Source organism: Micromonospora luteifusca, from assembly GCF_016907275.1.
In the GTDB taxonomy this organism is placed as follows: domain Bacteria; phylum Actinomycetota; class Actinomycetes; order Mycobacteriales; family Micromonosporaceae; genus Micromonospora; species Micromonospora luteifusca.
Genome location: NZ_JAFBBP010000001.1, coordinates 6491385 through 6513830, shown reverse-complemented (window position 1 = coordinate 6513830; position 22446 = coordinate 6491385). Strand labels below are relative to the sequence as shown.

The window sequence follows — 22446 nt, the reverse complement described above, 5'->3', positions numbered from 1 at the left end:
AGGCGATACTGCCCTTCTAGGGTTGCGGCACCAGCCGGAAGGACTGCGCCGCAGTGCCGTTGCAGGTGTATTGGACGAGCTGGACGCTGTCCGCGGTGGACGCCCCCGGCACGTCGAGACACTTGCCGCTGAGGCGGTTGACCAGGCGGTAGTAGCCGCCGCCCTCCGACTCCGCCCGCCACTGCTGGTTGTTGCCGCCGCTGTAGGACCAGAGCTGGATCGGCGCCGAGTCGGCGGTCGACACGTTGGTCACGTCGAGCACCTGGGCGCTGTTGTTGCGGTTGTTGACCCGCAGGTAGCCGCCGCTGGTCGGCGCGAACTGGTACTGCTGGGCGGCGCTGCTGTTGCACGCGTACTGCTGGATGACGGTGCCGTTCGCACTGGCGGCGGCCCGCGCGTCCACGCACTTGCCGCTGCCCCGGTTGACCACGGTGTGCCAGGCGGTCGGCGAGATCGGGCCGGCCGTGGGGGTCGGCGTGGGCGTCGGGGTGGGGCCGGCGCCGGCGCCGGCGAGCCAGTGCAGTCCGTCGATCAGCAGCTGGTTCTGCTGCGCGCTGTCGAACGTCGACGACAGCCCGGTGTTGGTGCTGTAGTTCATGGCGTTGTGGCCGAAGTTGGCGTAGAGCATCTTGTACTGCCGGTTGCTCCACACCAGCGGGTAGTAGCCGCCGTACCAGGACTGGTTGGGGTCGGTGCCGACCGGGAAACTGGACGGGTCGACCGAGGCGAGGATGTCGATGTTCGGGTTCTGCCGAAGGTCGTTGCTCCAGGAGTACCACTCGCTGATCGACGAGGGGAACGTCGCGGGGAGGTTCCGGGTGACCGCGTGGGTCCGGTTGTCGGCGCGCATCGTGACCCGGGTGGGTCCCCAGGTGTTCGTCTGGAACGCGCCGGTGCCGAGGAAGGTGTTGTAGTACCAGCTCCAGCTCGACGGGTTGTCGGTCCACGCGCTGACGTGGAAGCCCAGCCACGCCCCGCCGTTCTGCATGTACTGCTGGAACGCGGCCCGCTGCGCGGTGGGCGGCGCGTCGTCCAGGAACATGACGACCTTGTACTGGGCCAGGTTGGCGCTGTTCAGCAGACCCCAGTTGGTGGTGGCCTCCCAGGAGAAGCCGTACTGGGCGGCGGCCTGCGGGAACCAGGCGCGGGCGTCCTTGACGAAGTCGATGTGCGCGGCGTCCCAGGTGCCGTTGTAGAAGGCCAGGACCTTGAACGTCGGCGCGGCCTGCGCCTGCCGCGAGGCGTTGACCGCGAGGCCGGCGCTCAGCGCGACGATCAGGGCGACGAACAACGACAGGATTTGTCTGGTCCGGGAGGAGAGTTGTGCGATCACCTGATCGTCCCTTCGGTGGGGCGCGCGCCGCCGCGTCGACCTGAATCATCTGTTCACAATGTTTACAGATAGACGAAAGGTTATGCCTCGGGCCGGTTGACGTCAATCGTCGGCCGGTCGATCCGGTGGGATTCCTGCGACAACGGGTACTCCGCGCCGGTGACCAGCCCGGACGTCGTGAACGTCGACCAGCCGCTCGCGGTGGACATGCCCGCCGCGCCGCACGACGCCAGCGGCGAATGCGTGCCGACCCGCGACCTGGCCAGCCTCGCGCCGCCGGCCAGATCGGCGCGCCGGTGGACCCCGAGCCGGGTGGTGGCCACCCCGGCCGCGCTCGAGCACCCGCACGGCCAGCGAATCGTCGAGCGGGTGCAGGCACAGGGCATCGAGGTGGAACACCTGCGCGCCAACCGACTGACCGGGGTACGCGGGCAGACCGACCGGGAGACGTACGCCCGGGCCAAGGCGACCATGGCGATCGTGGTGAGCCCACCCTCGCGACGCGTCCTGCAACCCATCGCGCCGAGCGCCGACTGGCGAGTCGACCTGGCCGAAGGCTGCCCGGCACACTGCCAGTACTGCTACCTCGCCGGATCACTGTCCGGCCCGCCGGTGACCCGGGTGTACGCGGACCTCGACGACATCCTGGACGGGCTGGCCGCGTACGCCGGGCGCGGAACGGTGACGAGCCGCAACGCGCGGCGCGCCGACGAGGGCACCACCTTCGAGGCGTCCTGCTACACGGACCCGCTGGCGCTGGAGCATCTGACCGGGAGCTGGCGGCGGGCGGTGCAACACTTCGCCGACTGGGACGCGCCCGTGCAACTGCGCTGGACCACCAAGTACGCCGACGTGGAGACCTTCGTCGGGCTGCCGCACGCCGGTCGGACCCGGGTGCGGTTCAGCGTCAACTGCGCCCCCGTAAGCGTTCGGTTCGAGGGCGGCACCGCCCGGGTGCCGGACCGACTGGCCGCGCTGCGCCGGCTCGCGCTCGACGGCTACCCGGTCGGGCTGACCATCGCCCCGATCATCGCGCTGCCGGACTGGCGGGAGCGCTACGGCGAGTTGCTCGACCAGGTCCGCGCGGCGGTCGACGGGGTGCCGGCGCTGGACCTGACCGCCGAGCTCATCACCCACCGGTTCACCCCGGGCAGCAAGGAGGTGCTGCTCGGCTGGTACCCACGGACCCGCCTGGAGATGGACGAGGAGTCCCGCAGTCGCAAACACGGCAAGTTCGGCGCGGTGAAGTACGTCTACCCGCGCGACACCATGGCCGAGCTGCGCGAGTGGTTCCACGGCGAGCTCGCGGCGCGCGTGCCGGCCTGCCGGATCCTCTACTGGACCTGATCCACAGCGGGCGCCTGACCGGCGGCCAGCGGTTGGTGACTCAGACGCCGACGGTGCCGTCGACACCCTCGCGCAGGAAGTCGGCGTGGCCGTTGTGCCGGGCGTATTCATGGATCAGGTGCAGCATCACCAGACGCAGCGACACGGTCTCGCCGGAGCGGACGTTGTGGCCCGTCACGTCCAGCGACGCCGCCGCCCGCTCGATTCGGCGGGCGTGCTCGACCTCGCGCTCCCAGGCGTCGAAGGCCTCGGCGCGGGTGGCCGACCTGGCGTCGTACGCCTGCTGGAAGTCGCCGGTCTCCGACCAGACCAACGGGATGTCCTCGCCGGCGATGACCCGCCGGAACCAGGCGCGTTCCACCTCCGCCATGTGCCGCACCAGGCCGAGCAGGGACAGCGTGGAGGGCGGCATGGACTGCCGGCGCAGCTCCTCGTCGGAGAGACCCTCGCACTTGAGGGCCAGCGTCGCGCGATGGAAGTCGAGGAAGGCGCGCAGCGTCTCCCGCTCGTCGCCGGTGACCGGGGGGCCGATCCGTTCGGTGGTCATGGAAGTGATCATGCCGGATAGCACCGGCGGCGGCGGTTCCGGGGCGCGCGTCAGCCGACCGAGGAGCGGGCGACCGGCGCGGTGAAGAACGTGTCCGGGTACGGCTCGTCGCGGAGGCTGTAGTGCCACCATTCACGCGCGTAGTTGACGAATCCGGCGTCGGTCATCAGCCGCTGCAACAACCGACGGTTGTCTCGGACCGTACCAGTGATGCGAGGGTCGGCGGTGTGCGCGCGGGCGTCGAAACAGTCGAAGCCCGTCCCCATGTCGATGCTGTTGTCGGCAAAGCGCTGCCCCCGTGGCGCGGTGCAGGCGACCAGCGGTTGCCCGACCCGGTACGGGGATTGGCTGGCGGCGGGCTCGTCGACCAGGGTCAGGTCCATGGTGCTGCCCCGACTGTGCGCGGTGGGCGCCCCGATGTAACCCTCGGCGAAGAGCCGGTTCTTGGCCACGTCCGGATAGAACTCGGCCTTCGTCTGCTGCTCGCCGGGACGCTTGGACCAGGCGACGAAGTCGTCCACCGCCGGCTGCGGGCGGTAGCAGTCGTACACCTTGAGGCTGTGCCCACCGGCCAGCGCGGCGTCCTGCACCCGGCGCAGCGCCTCGGCGGCCTGTCGGGTGAGCAGGCACAGCGGTTCTCGATACGCGGTGATCGGGCGGCCGACGAAGTTGTGCGCGGTGGCGTACCGGATGTCGGCGTGGATGCGCGGGTCGACGTCGGTCAGCACCACGAACCCCGGCAGCCGGTCCGCGGCGGGGACGGGCGAGGCGGAGGTCGGACTGGGGACGGGGGTCGGCCGGGGAGTGGGGCTCACCGGCGTCGGTTGCGGCGCGGGGCGGGGCTCCGGCCGCGAGCAGCCACCGAGCAGCGCGGCGAGCGCGAGCACGACGGCGAGGCGGTAGCGCACCGGTCCTGTCTATCAGCCCCGCCCGGCCACCCGTGCCGGATCAGAGCGCCCGGCACGGCGTGCCCGATCAGGCGTCGGTCAGGTGTTCGCGCAGAAAGACCAGCGCCGCCTCGTCGTCGTCGATCCCGCCGGCCTCGTGGCCGTTGTACCGCCACACCGCCAACTCGGTCGGCCCGGCGTGGGCGTTGACCGCCGCGTAGACCGTCGACGGCGGCACGATGTCGTCCATCAACGCCACCGAGTACCGCGCCGGGCGACGGCAGCGTCGGGCGAAATTGACCCCGTCGATGTACGCCAGAGTGGTCAGCACCTGCTCCTCGACATTCCGGTGGATCGCCAGGTAGTCGCGGATCTCCCGGTAGGGCCGGGCGTCGGTGGTCACCACCGCGCGCGGGATGTCGCAGAGGAACGGCACGAACGCGACCACCGCCCGCACCCCGGGTGCCAACGTGCCGGCCGCGAGCGCCAACCCGCCGCCCTGGCTGTGCCCGAGCACCGCCACCCTGGTCGGGTCGACCACCGGCAGGGTCCGAACGGCGTCCACCGCCCGGACCGCGTCGGTGATCAGTCGCCGGTAGTAGTAGGTCTTCGGGTCGGCGATGCCCCGGGTGGTCACCCCGGGCGCCTCCGGGCCCGCCGCGCCGAGGTCCGGGGTGTCACCCCGGCTCCATCCCGAGCCCTGCCCCCGGGTGTCCATCTGCAGGTGCGCGAACCCGGCCGACACCCAGAGCAGGTTCTCCAACGGGTGCCCGCGCCCGCCGCCGTAGCCGGCGAACTGGACCACGGTCGGCAGCGCCGTGTCGGCACCGCGAGGCACCCGCAGCCAGGCTCGCACGGGCTGGCCTGCGAAACCCGCGAAGGTCACATCGAACACGTCGATGCTTGCCAGCCCGGTCTCGACCGGCTCGGCCCGTACCGGCCAGCCGGCATCCCGGGCCTCTGCCAGGGTGCCGGCCCAGAAGTCGTCGAAGTCCGCTGGCTCCCGGACCACCCCGCGGTAGCCGCGCAGCTGTTCCTCAGGTAGATCGGTGTACATGCCGTCCTCAGTCCGATGAACTTCCGGAAGGTTTCCGTAACTTCGGCGAACGCTAGAACTCACCTGGCATGTCGTCAACCCGCATCGGTGGGGCAAGATGGCGCGTGGGACGGGCACGCCGTTTCGGGACACACGGTTGACGACGTGTTGTGGTCGTTCTTCCGGCTCGGTGAAGGAGACGCGGGTGGGCGCGGACGACGGACGCAGGGTGACCATCACCGCGATCGCACGGGAGGCCGGGGTGTCGGTGCCGACCGTGTCACGGGTGCTCAACGGTCGCTCCGATGTGGCCCCGGACACCCGGGAGCGAGTCGAGGAGCTGCTGCGTCACCACGGCTACCGGCGTCGCACCAGCCGCAGCGTCCGTCGCGCCGGCCTCGTCGACCTGGTCTTCAACGACCTGGACAGCCCCTGGGCCGTGGAAATCATCCGGGGCGTGGAGGACGTCGGGCACGGCGCGGGCGTCGGCACGGTGGTCTCCGCGATCCACCGCCAGCCCACCGCGGCCCGGCAGTGGTTGCAGAACCTGCGCACGCGGGCCACCGATGGCGTCATCTTCGTGACCTCGCACCTGAGCCCGCCGCTGCACGCGCAGTTGCGCCGCCTCAACGTGCCGGTGGTGGTCGTCGACCCGGCCGGTGTGCCGGCCATGGACGTGCCGACGATCGGCGCCACCAACTGGGCTGGCGGTCTCGCCGCGACCGAGCATCTACTCGCGATCGGGCACCGGCGCATCGGCTTCGTGGCCGGGCCGACGAGTCTGCTGTGCAGCCGCGCGCGACTCGACGGTTACCGGGCCGGGCTGGAGAGCGCCGGGGTGCCGGTGGACGACGTGCTGATCTACACGGGCGACTTCTACCACGCCTCCGGGTTCGCCGGCGGGACGGCGCTGCTCGACCTCGCCGATCCGCCGACCGGCATCTTCGCCGCCAGTGACCAGATGGCCTTCGGCGTCTACGAGGCCATCCGACGCCGAGGGCTACGCGTGCCGGACGACGTGAGCGTCGTCGGCTTCGACGACCTGCCGGAGGCCCGCTGGGCTTCACCACCGCTGACCACGGTGCGTCAGCCGTTGGTCGAGATGGGACGGTTGGCGGCACGGACCGTGCTGCGCCTGGCCCAGGGTGAGGGCATCGACTCGCCGCGGGTGGAACTCGCCACGGAGATGGTCGTCCGCGACAGCACCGCCCCGCCGACCGGGTCGACTGGCCCGTCGTGACGGCCGGAACTGGGTCGGTAACCGGTTGGACCAGTTCCGATCCGCTTCCGAAAGTTCCGGGCGCCCGGCGTGTCCGGCGGGTGTTCCTGGACCCGTTGGCGCGGTGAGCGACCGAGGGCCGCCCACCGCGCCGCGTTCTCAGTGGTGGTGGTGCGAGCGGACGGCCTTGCGGATGTCGACCGGCAGCGCGGGCGCGCCGTCGACCGGTGCCGGGTCCTCGGCGGTCGGAGCCACTCCCCCGGCGGCGATCCGGTCCAGCGTGGCCAGACCGGCCCCGTCGATCTCGCCGAAGATCGTGTAGTTGGGGCGCAACGCGGAGTTCGCGTAGACCAGGAAGAACTGGCTGCCGTTGGTGTCCGGCCCGGCGTTGGCCATGGCCAGCACGCCTCGCGCGTACACCCGACGCTCCCCGGTGGGGTCGGTCGGCGCCGGCGGCAGGTCGGTCGGCAGTTCGTCGCGGTACCGGTACCCCGGGCCGCCCTCGCCGGTGCCCGACGGGTCACCGCACTGCAGCACGCTCAGCGTGGGGTACGCGGTGAGCCGATGGCACGAGGTGCGGTCGTAGAAGCGCTTGCCGACCAGGTGCAGGAAGCTCTGCACGGTGCACGGCGCGGCGGCCCGGTCGAGGGTCAGCCCGATCGGCCCGTGGTTGGTCGCCAAGGTCACCCGGACGCTGCCCCGGGCCGGGGTGCGTCGCGGGTCGGGCGGCAGCGGCACCGGCCGGGCCGCGGGTTCCTCGGGCGTCTGCGTGTACGCGCAGGGGCCGTGCGTGGTGCGCGGCGGTCGGGTGGCGGTGTCGACGGCGGCGGCCGGGGTGGCGGACGCCGTCACCGCGTCGGCCGACGGGCCGGGCGCGGCGAGCGCGGTGGCGGACGCGCCCACGACCAGCGCACCGGCGAGCACGCTCACCCCCGCGAGGCGGGTCAGGGCGCGCACCGGCCGGCGGGGTGCCGCCACACCGGGGCGCGGTTCGAGTTCACTCGACACTGGGATCCTCCTGGACTCGTGGTGCCAGAAAGACCGGAGTCTATGGACGTCAGCGCCCGATGTCGATCCGTCAGGGCAGCCGACCGCGACGCCGCCACAGCAGCCCGCCCAACAGCACCAGCACCCCCGCGCCGCTGACCGAGACCACCGACCACAACCATCCCGAGCCGGTACGCGCTGGTCCGCTGGCCGCCGCCGGCCGAGGTCCTGCGGGCACCGCCAGCGCGGACGGCGCCGCCGACGGCGTGGCGGTCAACTCGCCGGGCTCGACCAGCCGACCGACGGACGCGTCCCGGGGCAGCGTGAAGCCCCAGTCCAGCAGGGCCGCACCCTGTTCCCAGCCGCGCTGAGGAGCCGGTTCGGCACCCAACAGGGTCACCACCAGCCGTCGCCCGTTGCGTTCGGCAGCCCCCACGTAGGTGTGCCGGGCCAGGTCGGTGAAGCCGGTCTTGCCGCCGAGCGCACCCGGGTACTTGTAGATGAGCTGGTTCTCGTTCTGGATCTGGAAACCCTTGGTGCGCTGCGCCGGCTGGGCGGGAATCGCCGTCTGCTTCGTCAGCGCGTACCGGCGGAAGGCCGGCTCGGCGAAGCAGGCCCGGGCGATCAGCGCCAGGTCGTAGGCGCTGGTGAACTGTCCCTTGCCGTCCAGCCCCGACGGGGTGACCGCGTGCGTCTGGAGCGCGCCGAGCCGGTGCGCCTGCTCGTTCATGGCCCGTACGCCGCTGGACGCGTCGTTTCCGCCACCGCCGAGCCGGGCCAGCGCGTTGGCCGCCTCGTTGCCGGAGTTGAGCAGCAGCCCGAGCCAGATGGTCTCGATGGTGTAGCGGCCGCCCTCGACCAGGCCGACGGCGGAGGAGCCGGGCTCGATGTTCATGTCCTCCGCGGTGACGGTGACCGTCTGCTTCGGGTCCAGTCGGGGCAGCATCGTGGCCGCCAGCAGCAGCTTCTGCACGCTGGCGGGGGTGCCGTACTCGTGTGGGCCGCAGCCGCCGAGCACCTGGCCGCTGTCCAGGTCCGCGACCAGCCACGACGTGGCCGTGACCCCCGGTGGTGCGGCGGCGTCGGCCGGTACGACCAGGCCCGCCGTGTCCAGCGCCGCGCCGCCGACCACCCGTTGCTCGGGCACGGCGGGCGGTGGCGAGGGCCGGGGCGGACGGGACATCGCCGGCGCCGGCACCCGGGGGCACCGCACGGTCGGCCCGGCAGGCGCTCTCGCGGCGGCGACCGGCGCGGGAGCGAGCAGGATGACGGACGCCGTGGCGGCCAGCAGCGCAGCTCTCATGTGCCCGACCCTAGTCAACAAGATCGGCCGGCGGGACGGGATACCCCGGTCGGTCCACCACGTCGCCGCGACCGCGCAGGTAGTCGTGCAGCGCGGCGCTCCCCCGCAGCCGACGCAGGCTGCGGACGTGCAGCTCCTGCTCGCGGCGGGCAAGCTCGGCTCGGACCCGCTGCGCGCTGCCGGTGCTCCGCAGTTCGCCCAGCACCGCCTCGATGATTTCGAACGGGTACGCGCCTCGGCGTAGCAGCGCGATGACCTGCGCGGCGCGTAGCTCCGCCTCGTCGTACACCCGGTAGTTGGTGCCCGGGGTGCGGCTCGGCCGCAGCAGTTGGCGGTCCTCCCACAGCCGCAGCTGCGAGGTGCGGACCCCGACCAGGGCGGCGACCTCGCCGATGCGGGCGCCCCGGCGCGGTGCCGGCCGGGCCTGCGGCGAGCTGGCCAACACGGTCTCGAAGGCGCCGAGCACCCGACGGATCTCGGCGCGTTCCCGGTCCAGCTCCGCGTGGCCGCCGTCGAGCGCCGCGAGGGCCACCGGCAGGTCGCCCCGGTGCACCGCCGCCATGATCTCCCGGGTACGGCTCCAGCCGTGCCCCTCGGCCAGCCGCCGCGCCACGGTCAGCGCCCGTGCGTGCTCGGTCGTGAAGATCCGGTACCCGCTCGCGGTGCGCCGCACCGGCGGCAGCACACCCAGCTCGACGTAGTTGCGCACCTGCTGCACCGAGATCCCGACGGTGGCCGCCAGGTCCACGGCGCGCAGCCGATCCTCCGGGGCAACGTCCACGCGAGCCACCGTACCGCTTACGACGTGATTTGAGACTTTCCGGGGCGTCCTGCTGAGGGCCGCGCTCGGATTTCGTCAAAACTCTCTACATGGGCATGAATGAGACAATGGAACCCGCCAGTGCCCGGCGGGAGAAACTCCCGCCATGACTCCGTGAAGGGTTCGCATGTCGCAGCCAGCATGGTCCGCCGCCGACAGCCACGACATGATCGAGGTACGCGGGGCGCGGGAGAACAATCTCGCCAACGTCTCGGTCGACATCCCCAAGCGCCGGTTGACCGTCTTCACCGGTGTCTCCGGGTCGGGCAAGTCGTCACTGGTCTTCGGCACCATCGCCGCAGAGTCCCAACGCATGATCAACGAGACCTACAGCGCGTTCCTCCAGTCGTTCATGCCGAACCTCAACCGGCCCGACGTCGACTCGCTGCGCAACCTCAGCGCGGCCATCGTCGTCGACCAGGAGCGGATGGGAGCCAACTCCCGCTCCACCGTCGGCACCGCCACCGACGCGTACGCCATGCTGCGGATCCTCTTCAGCCGGCTCGGCCAGCCGTCCATCGGCGGCGCCGGGGCGTTCAGCTTCAACCTGCCCGAGGGCATGTGCCCCACCTGCGAAGGGCTGGGTCGGGTCTCCGACCTCGACGTCAACGAGCTGGTCGACGTCGAGCGCTCCCTCAACGACGGCGCGATCACCGTGCCCAACTTCGCTGTCGACTCCTGGTACTGGCAGACCATCGTCGGCTCCGGCCTGTTCGACCCGGACGTCAAACTCCAGGACTTCACCCCGCAACAGTGGGAGGACTTCCTCCACAAGCCGGCCACCAAGATCAAGGTGGGCGGCAACAGCTGGACGTACGAGGGTCTGGCCGTCAAGGTCAAGCGGCTCCTCCTGGCCAAGGACCGCGAGTCGATGCAACCGCACATCCGCGCCTTCGTCGACCGGGCGGTCACCTTCACCACCTGCGGCGACTGCCACGGCACCCGACTCAACGCGGCGGCCCTGTCGGCACGGATCGCCGGGCGAAACATCGCCGAGTGCTCGGCCATGCAGATCAGCGACCTGGCCGCGTTCGTCCGGGGCGTCGACGACCCGGCGGTGGCACCGCTGATCGCCAACCTGCGCGAACTGCTGGAGTCGCTTGTCGAGATCGGGCTGGGCTACCTCAGCCTGGACCGTGAGTCGGCGACCCTGTCCGGCGGTGAGGCGCAACGCGTGAAGATGGTCCGGCACCTCGGCTCCAGCCTCTCCGACGTCACGTACGTCTTCGACGAACCCACCGTCGGCCTGCACCCGCACGACATCGCCCGGATGAACGACCTGCTGCTGCGGCTGCGCGACAAGGGCAACACCGTGCTGGTGGTCGAGCACAAACCGGAAACCATCGCGATCGCCGACCACGTGGTCGACCTCGGACCCGGGGCCGGCTCCGACGGCGGCCGCATCTGCTTCACCGGCGACGTGCCCAGCCTGCGCCGCTCCGACACGCTCACCGGGCGGCACCTCGACCACCGGGTGACCCTGCGCGAGGCGGTACGCCCACCCACCGGGCAGCTCGCCATCCGCCAGGCCGACCTGCACAACCTGCGGGACGTGGACGTCGACATCCCACTCGGGGTGCTCACCGTGGTCACCGGCGTGGCCGGCTCCGGCAAGAGCTCACTGATCCACGGGTCGCTGCGCGGCCGCTCCGGGGTCGTGATCGTCGACCAGTCCCCGATCCGCGGGTCACGACGGAGCAACCCGGCAACCTACAGCGGGCTGCTCGACCCGATCCGTACCGCCTTCGCCAAGGCCAACGGCGTCAAGGCGGCGCTGTTCAGCGCCAACTCCGAGGGCGCCTGCCCCGCCTGCAAGGGCATCGGGCTGATCTACACGGACCTGGCGATGATGGCCGGCGTCGCCAGCGTCTGCGAGCGGTGCGAGGGGCGGCGGTTCACCGACGAGGTGCTCACGTACACGCTGCGCGGCAAGAACATCAGCGAAGTTCTGGCCATGTCGGTCACCGAGGCGTACGCCTTCTTTCCGCACCTCATCCTCGGTCGGCTGGTCGACGTCGGGCTGGGCTACCTCAGCCTCGGCCAGCCGCTGACCACCCTGTCGGGCGGTGAACGGCAACGACTCAAGCTCGCCATCCACCTTGCGGAGAAGACCACCACGTACGTGCTGGACGAGCCGACCACCGGCCTGCACCTGGCCGACGTGGACCAACTGTTGGCCCTGCTCGACCGGATGGTCGACACCGGAAACACGGTGATCGTCATCGAGCACCACCAGGCGGTCATGGCCCACGCGGACTGGCTCATCGACCTCGGCCCGGGCGCCGGGCACGACGGCGGCCAGGTCGTCTTCACCGGCACCCCCGCCGAACTGGTCACCCGCGGCGACACGCTCACCGCCCACCACCTGCGCGAGTACGTCAACGAACCGGCGCAGACCTCCCAGGCCTAGCGGTGCGGAACGGCGGCTCTCAGGAGACGCGGCGCAGCCAGCGTCGCTGCCACGGAGTCTCCACCGCCTTCGGGTGGTAGCCCGCCCGGACCCACGGCACTGCCCGCTCGGCCGGCAGGCCGTCAAGAATCGCCAACGCGGCCAACGCCGTTCCGGTACGCCCAACCCCACCCCGACAGGCAACCTCGACGCGCTCACCGTCCTGCGCCCGCCGCAGCGCCGACCGCAGGGCATCGAGGGCATCGGCACGATCGACCGGCACCCAGAAGTCGGGCCACCGGATCCGCCGATACGGCCAGGCCGGCTCCGGACCGGGCGCCAACAGCAGGGCGAAGTCGGCAGGCGAGGCAGCCGCGCCGATACGGCGACCGCGCACCGTCGCCCCACCGGGGAGCACGAGTACGCCCGGCTGCTCGGACCAGGGCTGAGCATCAGTCACCCGAGCATTGTGCCGCCGCTGGCCTGACGGTGGGCACAGACAGCGCCGCCCCCGGCCATCGGTCGGGGGCGGCGCTGGTGTCGGTGTGCAGGTCGCCTCTCGGCGAGTGGCGCGACGCGGCTCCAGCCGAACGGTATTCCGCGAAGGCAATATTAGGTGAGGCCCGGGGACACTGAGTCACACCGACACTGTCCACAACCAGCCCGACCCCCACGATGTTCCCGACCGGACACCACAAGTCCATGACCAACGCAGGCCCGAGGCTGCCCGGACACGGGCGCGGGGCGGCGCTGGCGCGGGGCGGCGCTGGCGCAGGGCGGCGCTGGCGCAGGGCGGCGCTGGCGCAGGGCGGCGCTGGCGCAGGGCGGCGCTGGCGCAGGGCGGCGCTGGCGCAGGGCGGCGCTGGCGCAGGGCGGCGCTGGCGCAGGGCGGCGCTGGCGCAGGGCGGCGCTGGCGCAGGGCGGCGCTGGCGCAGGGCGGCGCTGGCGCAGGGCGGCGCTGGCGCAGGGCGGCGCTGGCGCAGGGCGGCGCTGGCGCAGGGCGGCGCTGGCGCAGGGCGGCGCTGGCGCAGGGCGGCGCTGGCGCAGGGCGGCGCTGGCGCAGGGCGGCGCTGGCGCAGGGCGGCGCTGGCGCAGGGCGGCGCTGGCGCAGGGCGGCGCTGGCGCAGGGCGGCGCTGGCGCAGGGCGGCGCTGGCGCAGGGCGGCGCTGGCGCAGGGCGGCGCTGGCGCGGGGCCGGGTCGGCTGCGGACTGCGGGTGCCGCCCCGGAGCGCCACGCCTGTGCCGGGTGTGGGTATGCCGATGGCCGGCACCCCAGGGTTCGGGGTGCCGGCCATCAGCAGTGTCGTTCGGGTGGTGTGGGGGTCAGCTGTTCCAGTACTGGCCCACCAGGTCGGCGGCCTGCTGCTCCCACTGGGCGTAGGCGTCCGGGTAGGCGGAGACCTGCACGGTCTGCGCGGCCTGGGTCAGGGGCATGTCCTGCCACCCGTCGATCTGCCGCAGACCCTTCAGGAACGCCGTCGTGGAGTAGGCGGGGTCGGTGATCTGTTCCGGGGTGCCCCAACCCGAGCTGGGGCGCTGCTGGAACAGGCCCAGCGAGTCGTGGTCGTTCATGTCGCCGAGGTGGCCCAGGTTCTCCAGCTTCGACTCCTGCAGGCTGGTGGCGATGGAGATGACCGCGGCGCGCTCCGGGAGACCGGCCTTCTTCGTGGCGGCGATGATCGCCTTGGCGTTGGCGGTCTGCTCGTCGTTGAGGGTGATGCGCGACTGGTCGCCCTGGGTGCCGTGCGGGATCAGCTTGGCGGTGTCGGGCTTGTCGGCCTGCACGGCCACGGCGACGGGCTTGGCATCCACAGCCGGGTTGGCGTGGGCGGCGATCGGACCGGCGAAGACACCACCGGCGAACGCGAGACCGGCAACGGACAGGACGCTCTTACGCATGATCGTGTTCATGGGGGTAGCTCCTTCGGGGGTAGGAACACCCGCACACCCATAAGGGAAAGGTGTGCCGGGTGCGAGCACCTCGTCCGGCGCTGCAACAAACGCGGGGGAAAGTCTTAAGGGTCGGCGGCCTACAAGCGGGGGCTTGTCGCGCCGGGTCCGGGTGTAACGACCCGCGGTGCGGGGTCATTCCCGGGGGCGGCCCACGAGCGGGGAGCTTGGGCGCCGGGTCTGTGTGTAACGACCCGGAGTCCGGGGTCATTCCCGGGGTGGGCCACGAGCCGGGGGCTTGCGGCACCGGGTCTGTGTAACGACCGGGGGTCCGGGGTCATTCCGGGGTGGCCCGTCCATCGGCACCCACTGGAGGTCGTGGCCGGGCGGTCGTTCGTGGGGACTGTAACGACCGGGCCGGGGCCGGCATTCCAACCCCGCGGCCAGCACCCCAACCCTCGGGGCCGGCCGGTGGTGCTGCGATCGTCAGGGTATGTAACGACCCCGGCCCGGCCATGATTCCAGGCCCCGGATGCCACCGGTCACAGGCCAGAGAGCCCCAGACCGGACAAAGCGCCCACGTTTGCGACGGGCTCAGCCAGGCCCGACATCCCAGACCGGACAAACCACCCAGCGTGCGACATGCGTAGGCCTCGCATGGCCTGCCACCCGCATGATCCACTCCAGATCGCCGACATTGCGGTATCCGGGGCGGATAACACCCCAACCTCGGCGAAGTTGTGTCGATCATGCCACCGCGGCCGCCCAGCGCCCCCCACGACCGCCCAGCGCCACCCCGCGATTGCCCGCGCCACCCCGCGACCGCCCAGCGCCACCCCGCGACCGCCCCGCGACCGCCCAGTGCCACCCCGCGACCGCCCCTCGACCGCCCCGCGCCACGCCACGCCACGGCACGCCCGCACCGCGAGCCACGCGACCGCACCGCCTCCGATCCTGTGCGCGTCAGGCTTCCAGCTAGCGCGACACGGCCAGGATTCGGCGGCAGTAAGCGGTCATCTGTCCGAGTCGGGGGCTAGCGGTCGTCAGAGGCCCACGCGCCGCTCCGATAGAGCGTGCCGCGCCCACCGGGATCGGGCACCCCGGGCGCGGGGTCGCCGGAGCCGTGGACACCCGATTCGGCCATCTCGGGGTTGCGGGCGGCACGGCGGGCTCGCAGCACGCGGGACCCGACGAACCAGGCGACCGCCGCCACGCAGACCACGATCACCACCTTCTGGAGCGTGCCGACGTACCCCTCGACGAGGTGCCAGTTGTCGCCGAGCAGGTAGCCGGCGAGCACGAAGGTGGTGTTCCAGATCAGGCTGCCCAGCGTGGTGTAGAGCAAAAACGTGGCCACCGGCATGCGCTCCACCCCGGCCGGAATGGAGATCAGGCTCCGGAAGATCGGAATCATCCGGCCGAAGAAGACGGCCTTCACTCCGTGCCGGAGGAACCACGCCTCGGTCCGGTCGACGTCGCTGAGCTTGACCAGTGGCAGCCGGGCCACGATGGCGCGCATCCGGTCGCGACCAAGCGACGCGCCGATCAGGTAGAGCGCCAGCGCGCCCAACACCGAACCCAGCGTGGTCCAGAAGATCGCACCGATCAGACTGATTCGGCCTTGCGCCGCAACGAACCCGGCCAGCGGCAGGATCACCTCGCTGGGGATCGGCGGGAACAGGTTCTCCAATGCCACCGCCAGGCCGGCGCCCGGCCCGCCGAGCCGTTCCACCAGGTCACTGACGTATCCGACGATCCCACCCTGTGGTGGTTCCGCTGCGGCGGTGGGGGTTCCGGTGGCGAGCACGACGTGGGACGTTCGAATCATGCCTTCACCGTACGAAGTGATCCTGGGAATCGACCATGCAGTTGACCACCCGACCGCACGGCATGACCACACCGACAGGGGTGCGGAAAGCCGCACCCCGCTGCGGCTCGCGGCGGTGCAGCCGCTGTGCGTACCCCTGGATGTCGCGGCGAACGCGCTCGCGCACGCGGCCGCGGTCCGCGCGGCGCGTGCCCGGGTGGTGCTCTTTCCGGAGCTGTCACTGACGGGGTACGAGTTGGACGCGGCGGTCGTGTCGGTCGACGACCTGCGGTTGGCGCCGCTGGTCGACGCCTGCGCCGAGACGGGAGCGCTGGCGCTGGTCGGTGCACCCGTCGCCGGTGACCACATCGCGATGCTGGCGGTGACCGGTGACGGGGTGTCGGTGGCGTACCGGAAGATGTGGCTGGGTGACGCGGAGTCCCGCCGGTTCCGGCCGGGCGACACGCCCGCCGTGCTCGATGTGGACGGATGGCGGGTGGGGCTGGCGATCTGCAAGGACACCGGCGTCGCCGCGCACGCGGAACTCACCGCCGCGCTCGGGATCGACGTGTACGCGGCGGGCGTTCTGGAATCGGCAGGTGATGCCGCCGTGGTGGACGAGCGGGCGCAGCGGATCGTTGCCGCGCACCGGGTCTGGGTGGCGATGGCGAGCTTCGCCGGTTCGACCGGCGGCGGCTACACCGAGGCGGCGGGGCGGTCAGGGGTGTGGACGCCGGCCGGCGAGGTGTACGCGCGGGCGGGCACGGAGCCGAACGAGCTGCTCAGCGTCGAGATCATCTGAAGGCAGCATCGGCGTTGCGTCGCACAGTGTCCTAGGCCTAGGGCAGGATGATCCTCATGGGTTCACTCCCCTCTCGACTGTCCGTGGTCACGCTGGGAGCACGCGACATCGGCGCGCTGCGGTCGTTCTATCGGTCACTGGGTTGGTCCGAGCTGCCGGCCAGTGACGACAGCTGGTCGGCCTTCCTGCTCGGTGGCGTCCTGTTCGCGCTCTTCCCGCTGCCGGAGCTGGCCGCCGAGGCGGCGCCGGGTGTGCCCGATCCAGCCGGCGGGTGGTCCGGCGTCACCCTGGCCTGCAACGTCGACAGCCGCGAGGAGGTCGACACGGCCTTCGCCGCGGCTGTCGCGGCGGGCGCGGTGGTGGTGGCGGAGCCGACCGACCGACCCTGGGGTGGGCGCTCCGGCTACTTTGCCGACCCCGAGGGCAACCGCTGGGAGGTCGCGTGGGCGGGCACGGCCCGCTTCGACGAGCGCGGCGCCCTCATCGCTTTCGGCTGAGGTGTGCTGTTTGCTCCTCGGCGGCGACCTTGGGATGCTTCGCGGATGACCACCTTTCCGCCGACCTTCGCCGACGACGTCATCGGCCAACCGGCCAAGGCCCAGTTCGAGGCGTTCATCGACGAGCACCGCAGAGACCTCAACAGTTGCCTGGACGGGCTGACCGAGGAGCAGGCGCGCCGGTCGTTGGTGCCGTCGCGGACCACGCTGCTGGGTCTGGTGAAGCATGCCGCGTTCGTGGAGAAGGTCTGGTTCGACGAGGCCGTCACGTGCCGGTCCCGTGCCGAAATCGGCATTCCCGCGACGCCGGACGAGTCGTTCATCCTCGACGACGCCGACACGATCGCCACCATCCAGCAAGCGCACCGGGAGGCCTGCGAAGCCTCCCGCCGCGCGACGTCCTCGTTGAGCCTGGACGACGTGCTTCGTGGCAACCGGCGCGGCCCACTGCCCCTGCGCTGGGTGTACCTGCACGTGCTGCGCGAATTCGCCCAGCACTGCGGGCACGCCGAGATCCTGCGTGAGCAACTCGTGAACGACTAGCGCGGGCGCCCACCCGCGCGGTCAGCCGGCGTCCAGCACCTCCCGCAACCGGGCCGCGAACTCCTCCGGCTTGCCCGCATAACCGAACTCACCACCCATGAAACCGCCGTGGTGACTCGGGAACACCACGGCCTCCTGGCGGAGCAGAGCCGCCAGGCCGAGGGCCGTACGCGCGGTGTACGTCCCCGCCGACTCCTCGCCCACCGCGATCACGATTCGAGTCGGCGCCGCGGTGAGCCGGCTCGCGTCGGGGCGGTAGTCGCTGATCGCCCATGAAAGGTCCGACAGCAGCGGGTCGTCGCGGGTGCCATCGTCCTTAGTGGACAGCCCGAACGTCGCCGGGTCGGGAACGGGCTGACCGAAGTAGGCATCGGTGAACTCGCCCTGCCACGACGTCATCGCGATGAACGCGGCCATGCCGGCACCGGTGCCCTTGGCCTGGTACGCCTCGTAGAAGTCGGCCCGTGCGCGCTCGGCGGCGCTGGCGTCGGGGAGCACCGCGTTGATCGGTGGCTCGTGCGCCACCAACGTGACGACGTCGCCCGGGTAGGTCGCGACGAGTTCGAGTCCCGTCACCGCACCGCCGCTGCTGCCCAACACCTCGACCGGGCCGGCGCCGAGCGCCTCGACCAGCAGGTGCAGGTCGGCTGCCTGCTGCTGCGGTGTGTGGTCGGTACGGCCGTCCTTGCGGACGCTACGGCCCAGGCCGCGCGGGTCGTAGGTGACGACCGTGCGGTCCGTGAAGTGCGGGGCAAGGGCGTTGAAGCCTTCCGCCGTCATCGGTTGGCCGATCATGAGCAGCGCGGGGCGCCCGTCGGACGGGGGTAGCGGGCCGCGGACGTCGTAGACCAGGTCGACGCCGGGTATGGCGAGGGTGTGTGTCTGCGTTGTCGTCATGCCGGTGAGACTACGGCCGGCAAGCGCCGGTGGATGCCCACGCCGTGCCGGCGACATCCATGAGGTGCTGCCCGGGCTCCGGGCCGCTACCGTCGCAACATGCCCGAGTTGCTCGCGCCCACCGTCGGACTGCACGCTGCCTGGCTGGAGGCGCACGACGAGTGGGGTCCCGGCCTCCACGAGGACGGTTTCGGGCTGCGGTCGACCGATGAGGTGCGCTCTCCCGACGGCTTCGCAGCCTGGGTGGCCCGGCTGGTCGACCGGCCGAATTCGGAGAAACCGTTGGATGCTGGTCAGGTGCCGTGCACGTACCGGTGGATCGTCGAGGACGACCGGGTGCTCGGCGGGATCGCGCTGCGACACGAACTCAACGACCATCTGTTACGGGTCGCCGGCCACATCGGCTATGGCATCCGCCCGACGGCCCGCCGCCGCGGGCTGGCGACCTGGGCACTCGGCCGGATGCTCAATGAGGCGCGGGCGATCGGGCTGGATCGGGTGCTGATCGTCTGCGAGGTGGACAACATCGGGTCGGCGAAGACGATCGAGCACCACTGCGGAGCCCTGGAGGAGATTCGGGACACCGAACTCGGTCCGGCGCGGCGGTACTGGATCACGCTCTAGGCCACCCGCCGGTGTCGCCGAATCGACGTAGCGTCCAACGGGCCGGCGGCCAACCGCCGGGGTCGTGGTCGGTGGTCCACTCGGTGATCGAGGCCGGGGGCACGTCCAGGTCGAACGCCCGAAAGATCGGCTGCGCGGCGAGCGCGTGGAAAGCGCCCTCGACAGTCTCGCTGTGGCCCACCAGGACGACGGTGGCGCCCCGGTGCCGGTGGGCGATCTCCATGATCGCGCGGCTGACGCGGACCACCAACTCGGCCCAGCTCTCGTTGCCCTCCTCGAACGGCCGGAACACTCCCCCACCAGCCACCGCGTGTTCCGCGCGGAAGCGGGCAGTCGGCAGGCCGTCGGCGTACGGGGGTGTGTGCCAGGTGCACAGACCACAGTCGGCAACCGGTCGGACGCCGAACGCCGCGCCGATCGGTTGCGCCGTCTCGACAGCCCTGCGCAGGACCGACGAGTAGACCGCTACCGGTCCGTCGGCAGCAACGTCACCGGTGAGCCGGTTGGCCAGGTCGTGTGCCTGCTCGTGGCCAACGGCGGTGAGGCCCCGACAACCACGTGGCCCGCCCACGATTCCTTCGAGCTGGTGGAGCGACTCGCCATGTCGCACGAAGATCAGACGTGTCCGCATCGGGACATCATGCCAGCGGCATAGAGAGAGTTATCAGTCGTCCGTACGGCCGGTGGAGAAGCTGCCGGCCTGGGTCAGCAACGCGTCGAGCTGGGCGCCCGTCTGCGCTGGTAGTCGGTCGCGTTCCACCAGTTCGGCGATGTGTTCACGCAGGTCGGCGACGCGCTTTGCCCGGTCCCTGGTGCGGCGGCTCAGGTCGGCGAGATCGTCGCGCAGGTCTTCGGCGGTCTCTCGCTCGACGTCGCCGCGGGCGACCGCCGTCGCGAGGACGGCCCCGAACTCGCTGGTCACCTCCCGGAGGCTGACGGGCATCTGCTGCCCCACGGTCGGAGGTGCGGTGTTGGTGGCCGGTGGCGACGACGGTGCTGCCGGCGTCGGCGATTGCGTCGTGGGCGCCGGAGCGGAGGCCGACGGCGGACCGGCGACCTCGGCCCGGTTGGGTGCGGCCGGGTTGCCGAGCGGACCCTCCTCCAGTAGGGCGCCCAGGCCGACCAGCACGGCGACACCGGCCGCGACCAGCACGGCGAGGGGCCGGCGCGATCGGCGGCGGGCCGGCACGGCGGCAACCGGGACGGGGCGCGCCGCCGAGCGGTCGATCAAGGTGGGAGGGTGGGCCGCCGGCAGGATGCGCAGCAACTCGGTGGGCGGCTCGACCGGTTGTCCGGCGCCGAAGCGGCGAGCCAACTGCGCGGCGCTCGGCCGGTCGGCCGGGTCGGCGGCCAGGCAGGCGATGGTCAGCTCGGCGATGTCGGCGGGCAGGCCGGGCACCCGCAGCGGCGGCACCGGAGTGCCGCGCCGGTGCACCTCCAGCGCGTCCTCCCAGCTCTGCACGGGCAGCGGTGCCCGCCCGGTGAGGGTGCGATAGAGCAGCACGCCGAGGGCGTACACGTCGCTGGCCGGGTCGGGTGGGCCGGCGGTGAGCCGCTCCGGGGCGAAGTAGGCGGGTGTGCCCATCAGCGGCTCGCCGGACTGACCGTCGAGCCCGCCAAGTGCGGCGATGCCGAAGTCGAGCACTTTGGCGCCGGTGTCGGTGAGCATGACGTTGCCCGGCTTGACGTCGCGGTGCACGACGCCGATACGGTGCGCGGCGGCAAGCGCGGCGGCGATCTGCCCGGCCACTCGGACCGCCTCCGGCCAGGGCAGCGGCCCGGTCCGCAGCCGGTCGGCCAGGTTGTGGCCCTCGACGAGCTCCATCACCAGGTAGGGGACGACGACGCCGCTGGCCAGGGTCGCCTCGGCGTAGTCGTACACCTGGGTCACGTGTGGGTGGGTCAGCCGGGCGGCCGCGCGGGCCTCGCGTTGGATGGTGGCCCGCAGTTGCGGGTCGGTGGCGAGCTGCCCGGCGAGGACCTTGATCGCGACGGGCCGGCCGAGCACGTCGTCGTCGGCCCGCCACACCTCGGACATGCCGCCGAGACCGATCCGCTCGTGCAGTACGTAGCGGTCGTGGAGACGGAGGGTAGGCATGAAGGGCGACATGGCTTCACCAGTCTGCCTGGCCGTGCCCTACTCGACCACCCTCCGTGCCTGGGCCCACACTGTTTGTCCCGTACGTACCAGAATGGGTTGTGACCGGGTCAGGAGCAGTGGGGCGCGGCGGGCAGCGGTCGCGGCTGGATGCGGTCGGCGAGCCGACGCAGGGCGACGGCCACGGCCTGCCGGCTCGGGGTGAGCAGGGCCGGGCGGGCCCGTTCGACCTGGACCGGGGCGTCCGGTCGGGCCGAGTTGACGTGGCGGTTCATCGCGTCGAGCGCGGTGAGGTATCCGGTGGGAAGTTCCATGGTCAACTCCTCGGGACAGGTCCGGTGGAGCCCCGGACGACGAGTGCGGTGGGCAGCAACACATGACCGGCCGCGGCGTCCGCGGGCGGGTCGAGCAGCAGTTCGGCGGCGATCCGGCCCTTTTCTTCGGCCGGCTGCCGGACGGTGGTGAGGCCGGCCGCGGCGGCCTCGGGGACGTCGTCGAAACCGGTCACCGAGACCGGCGGGCGATCACGGTCTGGCCGCGCGGCCAGGGCATCCAGTACGCCGAGGGCAAGCACGTCGGAGCCGGCCAGCACGGCGGTCGGCGCTGTCGGCCCGTCGAACAGCCCGGCCACAGCGGCGATGGCCGCCTGGCGACTGTTGCCCGGCGCGTTGAGCAGGGTCAGCTCGCCCCAGCCGACCCCGACCTCGGCGAACGCGTCGGCGAATCCGGCGAGCCGGCCCCGAGTCGTCGGGTGCCCCGCCTCGTGCACGCCGGACAGGCTGAGTGGGCCGGCTGGGGCACCGGGCAGCACGGAGTCGGCGAGCAGGGCCACCCGGCGGTGTCCGAGTCCGGCGACGTGCGCGGCGGCGCTGTGCGCGGCGGCCCGCTCGTCGATGCCGACGAACCGCTCGTCCGGGCCGGCGTCGTCGCGGGCCGCCGTGCTCACGTACGGCAGCCCGCGGTCGCGAATCACGTCCAACGCCCATTCCTCGTCGGCCACGCAGTAGACGCAGAACCCGTCGACCGCGGCGTTCTCCACCGCCCGCCGGGCGTCGGTCTGCCCCGGGGGCAGCGGCACCAGCAGCATGCTGGTGGCGTGCCGCTCGGCGGCCCCGCCGACCCCGGCCAGGAAGCGGACCGCGAACGGGTCGGTGAACGCGTACGACAGTTGCGAGGTGAAGAGCACCCCGATAGATCCGACGAAGCCGCGGCGCAGGGAGCGTGCCGTGGGGTTGGGGCCGGGGTAACCGAGTTGGCGGGCGGCGTCCAGGATCCGCTCGCGCAGGGTGGCGGAGAGCTGGTCGGGGCGGCTGTAGGCGTTGGACACGGTGCTGCGGGAGACGCCGACGGCGTCAGCTACGGCTTGCAGTGTTGGCTTCACCGGCGCCTCTCTGTATCGATCCAGTCTGTATCGATACAG

General features: G+C 71.8%; 22 protein-coding genes. 7 read left to right on the top strand and 15 right to left on the bottom strand.

The window, feature by feature from the left end:
• Positions 1-16: 16 nt before the first annotated feature.
• Entirely contained in the window at positions 17-1333 is a 1317-nt protein-coding gene (locus JOD64_RS29355) for an RICIN domain-containing protein (RefSeq protein ID WP_307813785.1), read from the bottom strand.
• A 96-nt stretch (positions 1334-1429) separates the two neighbouring features.
• On the opposite strand from JOD64_RS29355, the gene JOD64_RS29350 reads away from it, so the two are divergent.
• Complete coding sequence (locus tag JOD64_RS29350; protein ID WP_239559716.1) at positions 1430-2680, top strand: spore photoproduct lyase family protein; 1251 nt, start codon at positions 1430-1432, stop codon at positions 2678-2680.
• A gap of 40 nt (positions 2681-2720) precedes the next feature.
• Here the strand turns inward: JOD64_RS29350 and JOD64_RS29345 are convergent, their stop codons facing one another.
• From JOD64_RS29345 to JOD64_RS29335, 3 genes are all read right to left on the bottom strand, one after another.
• Entirely contained in the window at positions 2721-3227 is a 507-nt protein-coding gene (locus JOD64_RS29345; RefSeq protein ID WP_204945229.1) for a DinB family protein, read from the bottom strand.
• A gap of 50 nt (positions 3228-3277) precedes the next feature.
• A complete protein-coding gene (locus tag JOD64_RS29340; protein WP_307813784.1) occupies positions 3278-4135 on the bottom strand; it encodes a M15 family metallopeptidase in 858 nt (285 codons plus the stop codon).
• A gap of 67 nt (positions 4136-4202) precedes the next feature.
• Positions 4203-5171, bottom strand: coding sequence for an acetylxylan esterase (locus JOD64_RS29335; RefSeq protein WP_204945228.1), 969 nt, complete (start codon positions 5169-5171; stop codon positions 4203-4205).
• 184 nt (positions 5172-5355) lie between these two features.
• On the opposite strand from JOD64_RS29335, the gene JOD64_RS29330 reads away from it, so the two are divergent.
• Positions 5356-6390 carry a LacI family DNA-binding transcriptional regulator gene (locus JOD64_RS29330; protein WP_204945227.1) on the top strand — a complete coding sequence of 345 codons (1035 nt, stop codon included), beginning with the start codon at positions 5356-5358 and terminating at the stop codon, positions 6388-6390.
• Between the two features lie 138 nt (positions 6391-6528).
• On the opposite strand, the gene JOD64_RS29325 is transcribed toward JOD64_RS29330, so the two are convergent.
• From JOD64_RS29325 to JOD64_RS29315, 3 genes are all read right to left on the bottom strand, one after another.
• A complete protein-coding gene (locus tag JOD64_RS29325) occupies positions 6529-7377 on the bottom strand; it encodes a peptidylprolyl isomerase (RefSeq protein ID WP_307813781.1) in 849 nt (282 codons plus the stop codon).
• Between the two features lie 70 nt (positions 7378-7447).
• A complete protein-coding gene (locus JOD64_RS29320; protein WP_204945226.1) occupies positions 7448-8659 on the bottom strand; it encodes a D-alanyl-D-alanine carboxypeptidase family protein in 1212 nt (403 codons plus the stop codon).
• Positions 8660-8669: 10 nt separating this feature from the next.
• Positions 8670-9440, bottom strand: a complete 771-nt coding sequence (locus JOD64_RS29315) for a MerR family transcriptional regulator (RefSeq protein ID WP_204945225.1) — start codon at positions 9438-9440, stop codon at positions 8670-8672.
• A gap of 166 nt (positions 9441-9606) precedes the next feature.
• Between JOD64_RS29315 and JOD64_RS29310 the strand changes: the two genes are divergently transcribed.
• Positions 9607-11889 carry an ATP-binding cassette domain-containing protein gene (locus tag JOD64_RS29310; RefSeq protein WP_204945224.1) on the top strand — a complete coding sequence of 761 codons (2283 nt, stop codon included), beginning with the start codon at positions 9607-9609 and terminating at the stop codon, positions 11887-11889.
• A 19-nt stretch (positions 11890-11908) separates the two neighbouring features.
• On the opposite strand, the gene JOD64_RS29305 is transcribed toward JOD64_RS29310, so the two are convergent.
• From JOD64_RS29305 to JOD64_RS29295, 3 genes are all read right to left on the bottom strand, one after another.
• The gene (locus JOD64_RS29305) at positions 11909-12328 is read right to left on the bottom strand and encodes a protein-tyrosine phosphatase family protein (RefSeq protein ID WP_204945223.1); all 420 of its coding nucleotides are present in this window, start codon (positions 12326-12328) and stop codon (positions 11909-11911) included.
• Between the two features lie 863 nt (positions 12329-13191).
• A complete protein-coding gene (locus JOD64_RS29300) occupies positions 13192-13779 on the bottom strand; it encodes a hypothetical protein (RefSeq protein ID WP_204945222.1) in 588 nt (195 codons plus the stop codon).
• 1012 nt (positions 13780-14791) lie between these two features.
• The gene (locus tag JOD64_RS29295) at positions 14792-15586 is read right to left on the bottom strand and encodes a DedA family protein (protein ID WP_204945221.1); all 795 of its coding nucleotides are present in this window, start codon (positions 15584-15586) and stop codon (positions 14792-14794) included.
• On the opposite strand from JOD64_RS29295, the gene JOD64_RS29290 reads away from it, so the two are divergent.
• From JOD64_RS29290 to JOD64_RS29280, 3 genes are read left to right on the top strand one after another with little or no spacing between them, the layout of a single operon-like run.
• Complete coding sequence (locus tag JOD64_RS29290; protein ID WP_204945220.1) at positions 15585-16367, top strand: carbon-nitrogen hydrolase family protein; 783 nt, start codon at positions 15585-15587, stop codon at positions 16365-16367. The genes JOD64_RS29295 and JOD64_RS29290 overlap by 2 nt on opposite strands.
• A gap of 56 nt (positions 16368-16423) precedes the next feature.
• Positions 16424-16864, top strand: coding sequence for a VOC family protein (locus JOD64_RS29285; RefSeq protein WP_204945219.1), 441 nt, complete (start codon positions 16424-16426; stop codon positions 16862-16864).
• 45 nt (positions 16865-16909) lie between these two features.
• On the top strand, positions 16910-17407 hold the full coding sequence (locus JOD64_RS29280) for a DinB family protein (protein ID WP_204945218.1): 498 nt from the start codon (positions 16910-16912) through the stop codon (positions 17405-17407).
• A 21-nt stretch (positions 17408-17428) separates the two neighbouring features.
• Here the strand turns inward: JOD64_RS29280 and JOD64_RS29275 are convergent, their stop codons facing one another.
• The gene (locus JOD64_RS29275; RefSeq protein ID WP_204945217.1) at positions 17429-18304 is read right to left on the bottom strand and encodes an alpha/beta fold hydrolase; all 876 of its coding nucleotides are present in this window, start codon (positions 18302-18304) and stop codon (positions 17429-17431) included.
• 99 nt (positions 18305-18403) lie between these two features.
• Here JOD64_RS29275 and JOD64_RS29270 point away from each other — a divergent pair, with 99 nt between their 5' ends.
• Positions 18404-18928, top strand: coding sequence for a GNAT family N-acetyltransferase (locus tag JOD64_RS29270; protein ID WP_204945216.1), 525 nt, complete (start codon positions 18404-18406; stop codon positions 18926-18928).
• On the opposite strand, the gene JOD64_RS29265 is transcribed toward JOD64_RS29270, so the two are convergent.
• From JOD64_RS29265 to JOD64_RS29250, 4 genes are all read right to left on the bottom strand, one after another.
• On the bottom strand, positions 18918-19559 hold the full coding sequence (locus tag JOD64_RS29265; RefSeq protein ID WP_204945215.1) for a histidine phosphatase family protein: 642 nt from the start codon (positions 19557-19559) through the stop codon (positions 18918-18920). The two genes, JOD64_RS29270 and JOD64_RS29265, sit on opposite strands and share 11 nt — an antisense overlap.
• A gap of 33 nt (positions 19560-19592) precedes the next feature.
• Positions 19593-21026, bottom strand: a complete 1434-nt coding sequence (locus JOD64_RS29260; RefSeq protein WP_239559715.1) for a serine/threonine-protein kinase — start codon at positions 21024-21026, stop codon at positions 19593-19595.
• Positions 21027-21136: 110 nt separating this feature from the next.
• Positions 21137-21340, bottom strand: a complete 204-nt coding sequence (locus JOD64_RS29255) for a hypothetical protein (protein WP_239559714.1) — start codon at positions 21338-21340, stop codon at positions 21137-21139.
• Between the two features lie 2 nt (positions 21341-21342).
• Positions 21343-22407, bottom strand: coding sequence for a LacI family DNA-binding transcriptional regulator (locus JOD64_RS29250; RefSeq protein WP_204945212.1), 1065 nt, complete (start codon positions 22405-22407; stop codon positions 21343-21345).
• Positions 22408-22446 lie beyond the last annotated feature (39 nt).

Coding starts and splice junctions, on each gene's coding strand:
- JOD64_RS29345 (WP_204945229.1), bottom strand. CDS start 3,227: ATGACCACCGAACGGATCGGCCCCCCGGTCACCGGCGACGAGCGGGAG.
- JOD64_RS29335 (WP_204945228.1), bottom strand. CDS start 5,171: ATGTACACCGATCTACCTGAGGAACAGCTGCGCGGCTACCGCGGGGTG.
- JOD64_RS29320 (WP_204945226.1), bottom strand. CDS start 8,659: ATGAGAGCTGCGCTGCTGGCCGCCACGGCGTCCGTCATCCTGCTCGCT.
- JOD64_RS29310 (WP_204945224.1), top strand. CDS start 9,607: ATGTCGCAGCCAGCATGGTCCGCCGCCGACAGCCACGACATGATCGAG.
- JOD64_RS29300 (WP_204945222.1), bottom strand. CDS start 13,779: ATGAACACGATCATGCGTAAGAGCGTCCTGTCCGTTGCCGGTCTCGCG.
- JOD64_RS29290 (WP_204945220.1), top strand. CDS start 15,585: ATGCCTTCACCGTACGAAGTGATCCTGGGAATCGACCATGCAGTTGAC.
- JOD64_RS29295 (WP_204945221.1), bottom strand. CDS start 15,586: ATGATTCGAACGTCCCACGTCGTGCTCGCCACCGGAACCCCCACCGCC.
- JOD64_RS29285 (WP_204945219.1), top strand. CDS start 16,424: ATGGGTTCACTCCCCTCTCGACTGTCCGTGGTCACGCTGGGAGCACGC.
- JOD64_RS29280 (WP_204945218.1), top strand. CDS start 16,910: ATGACCACCTTTCCGCCGACCTTCGCCGACGACGTCATCGGCCAACCG.
- JOD64_RS29275 (WP_204945217.1), bottom strand. CDS start 18,304: ATGACGACAACGCAGACACACACCCTCGCCATACCCGGCGTCGACCTG.
- JOD64_RS29270 (WP_204945216.1), top strand. CDS start 18,404: ATGCCCGAGTTGCTCGCGCCCACCGTCGGACTGCACGCTGCCTGGCTG.
- JOD64_RS29265 (WP_204945215.1), bottom strand. CDS start 19,559: ATGCGGACACGTCTGATCTTCGTGCGACATGGCGAGTCGCTCCACCAG.
- JOD64_RS29260 (WP_239559715.1), bottom strand. CDS start 21,026: ATGCCTACCCTCCGTCTCCACGACCGCTACGTACTGCACGAGCGGATC.
- JOD64_RS29255 (WP_239559714.1), bottom strand. CDS start 21,340: ATGGAACTTCCCACCGGATACCTCACCGCGCTCGACGCGATGAACCGC.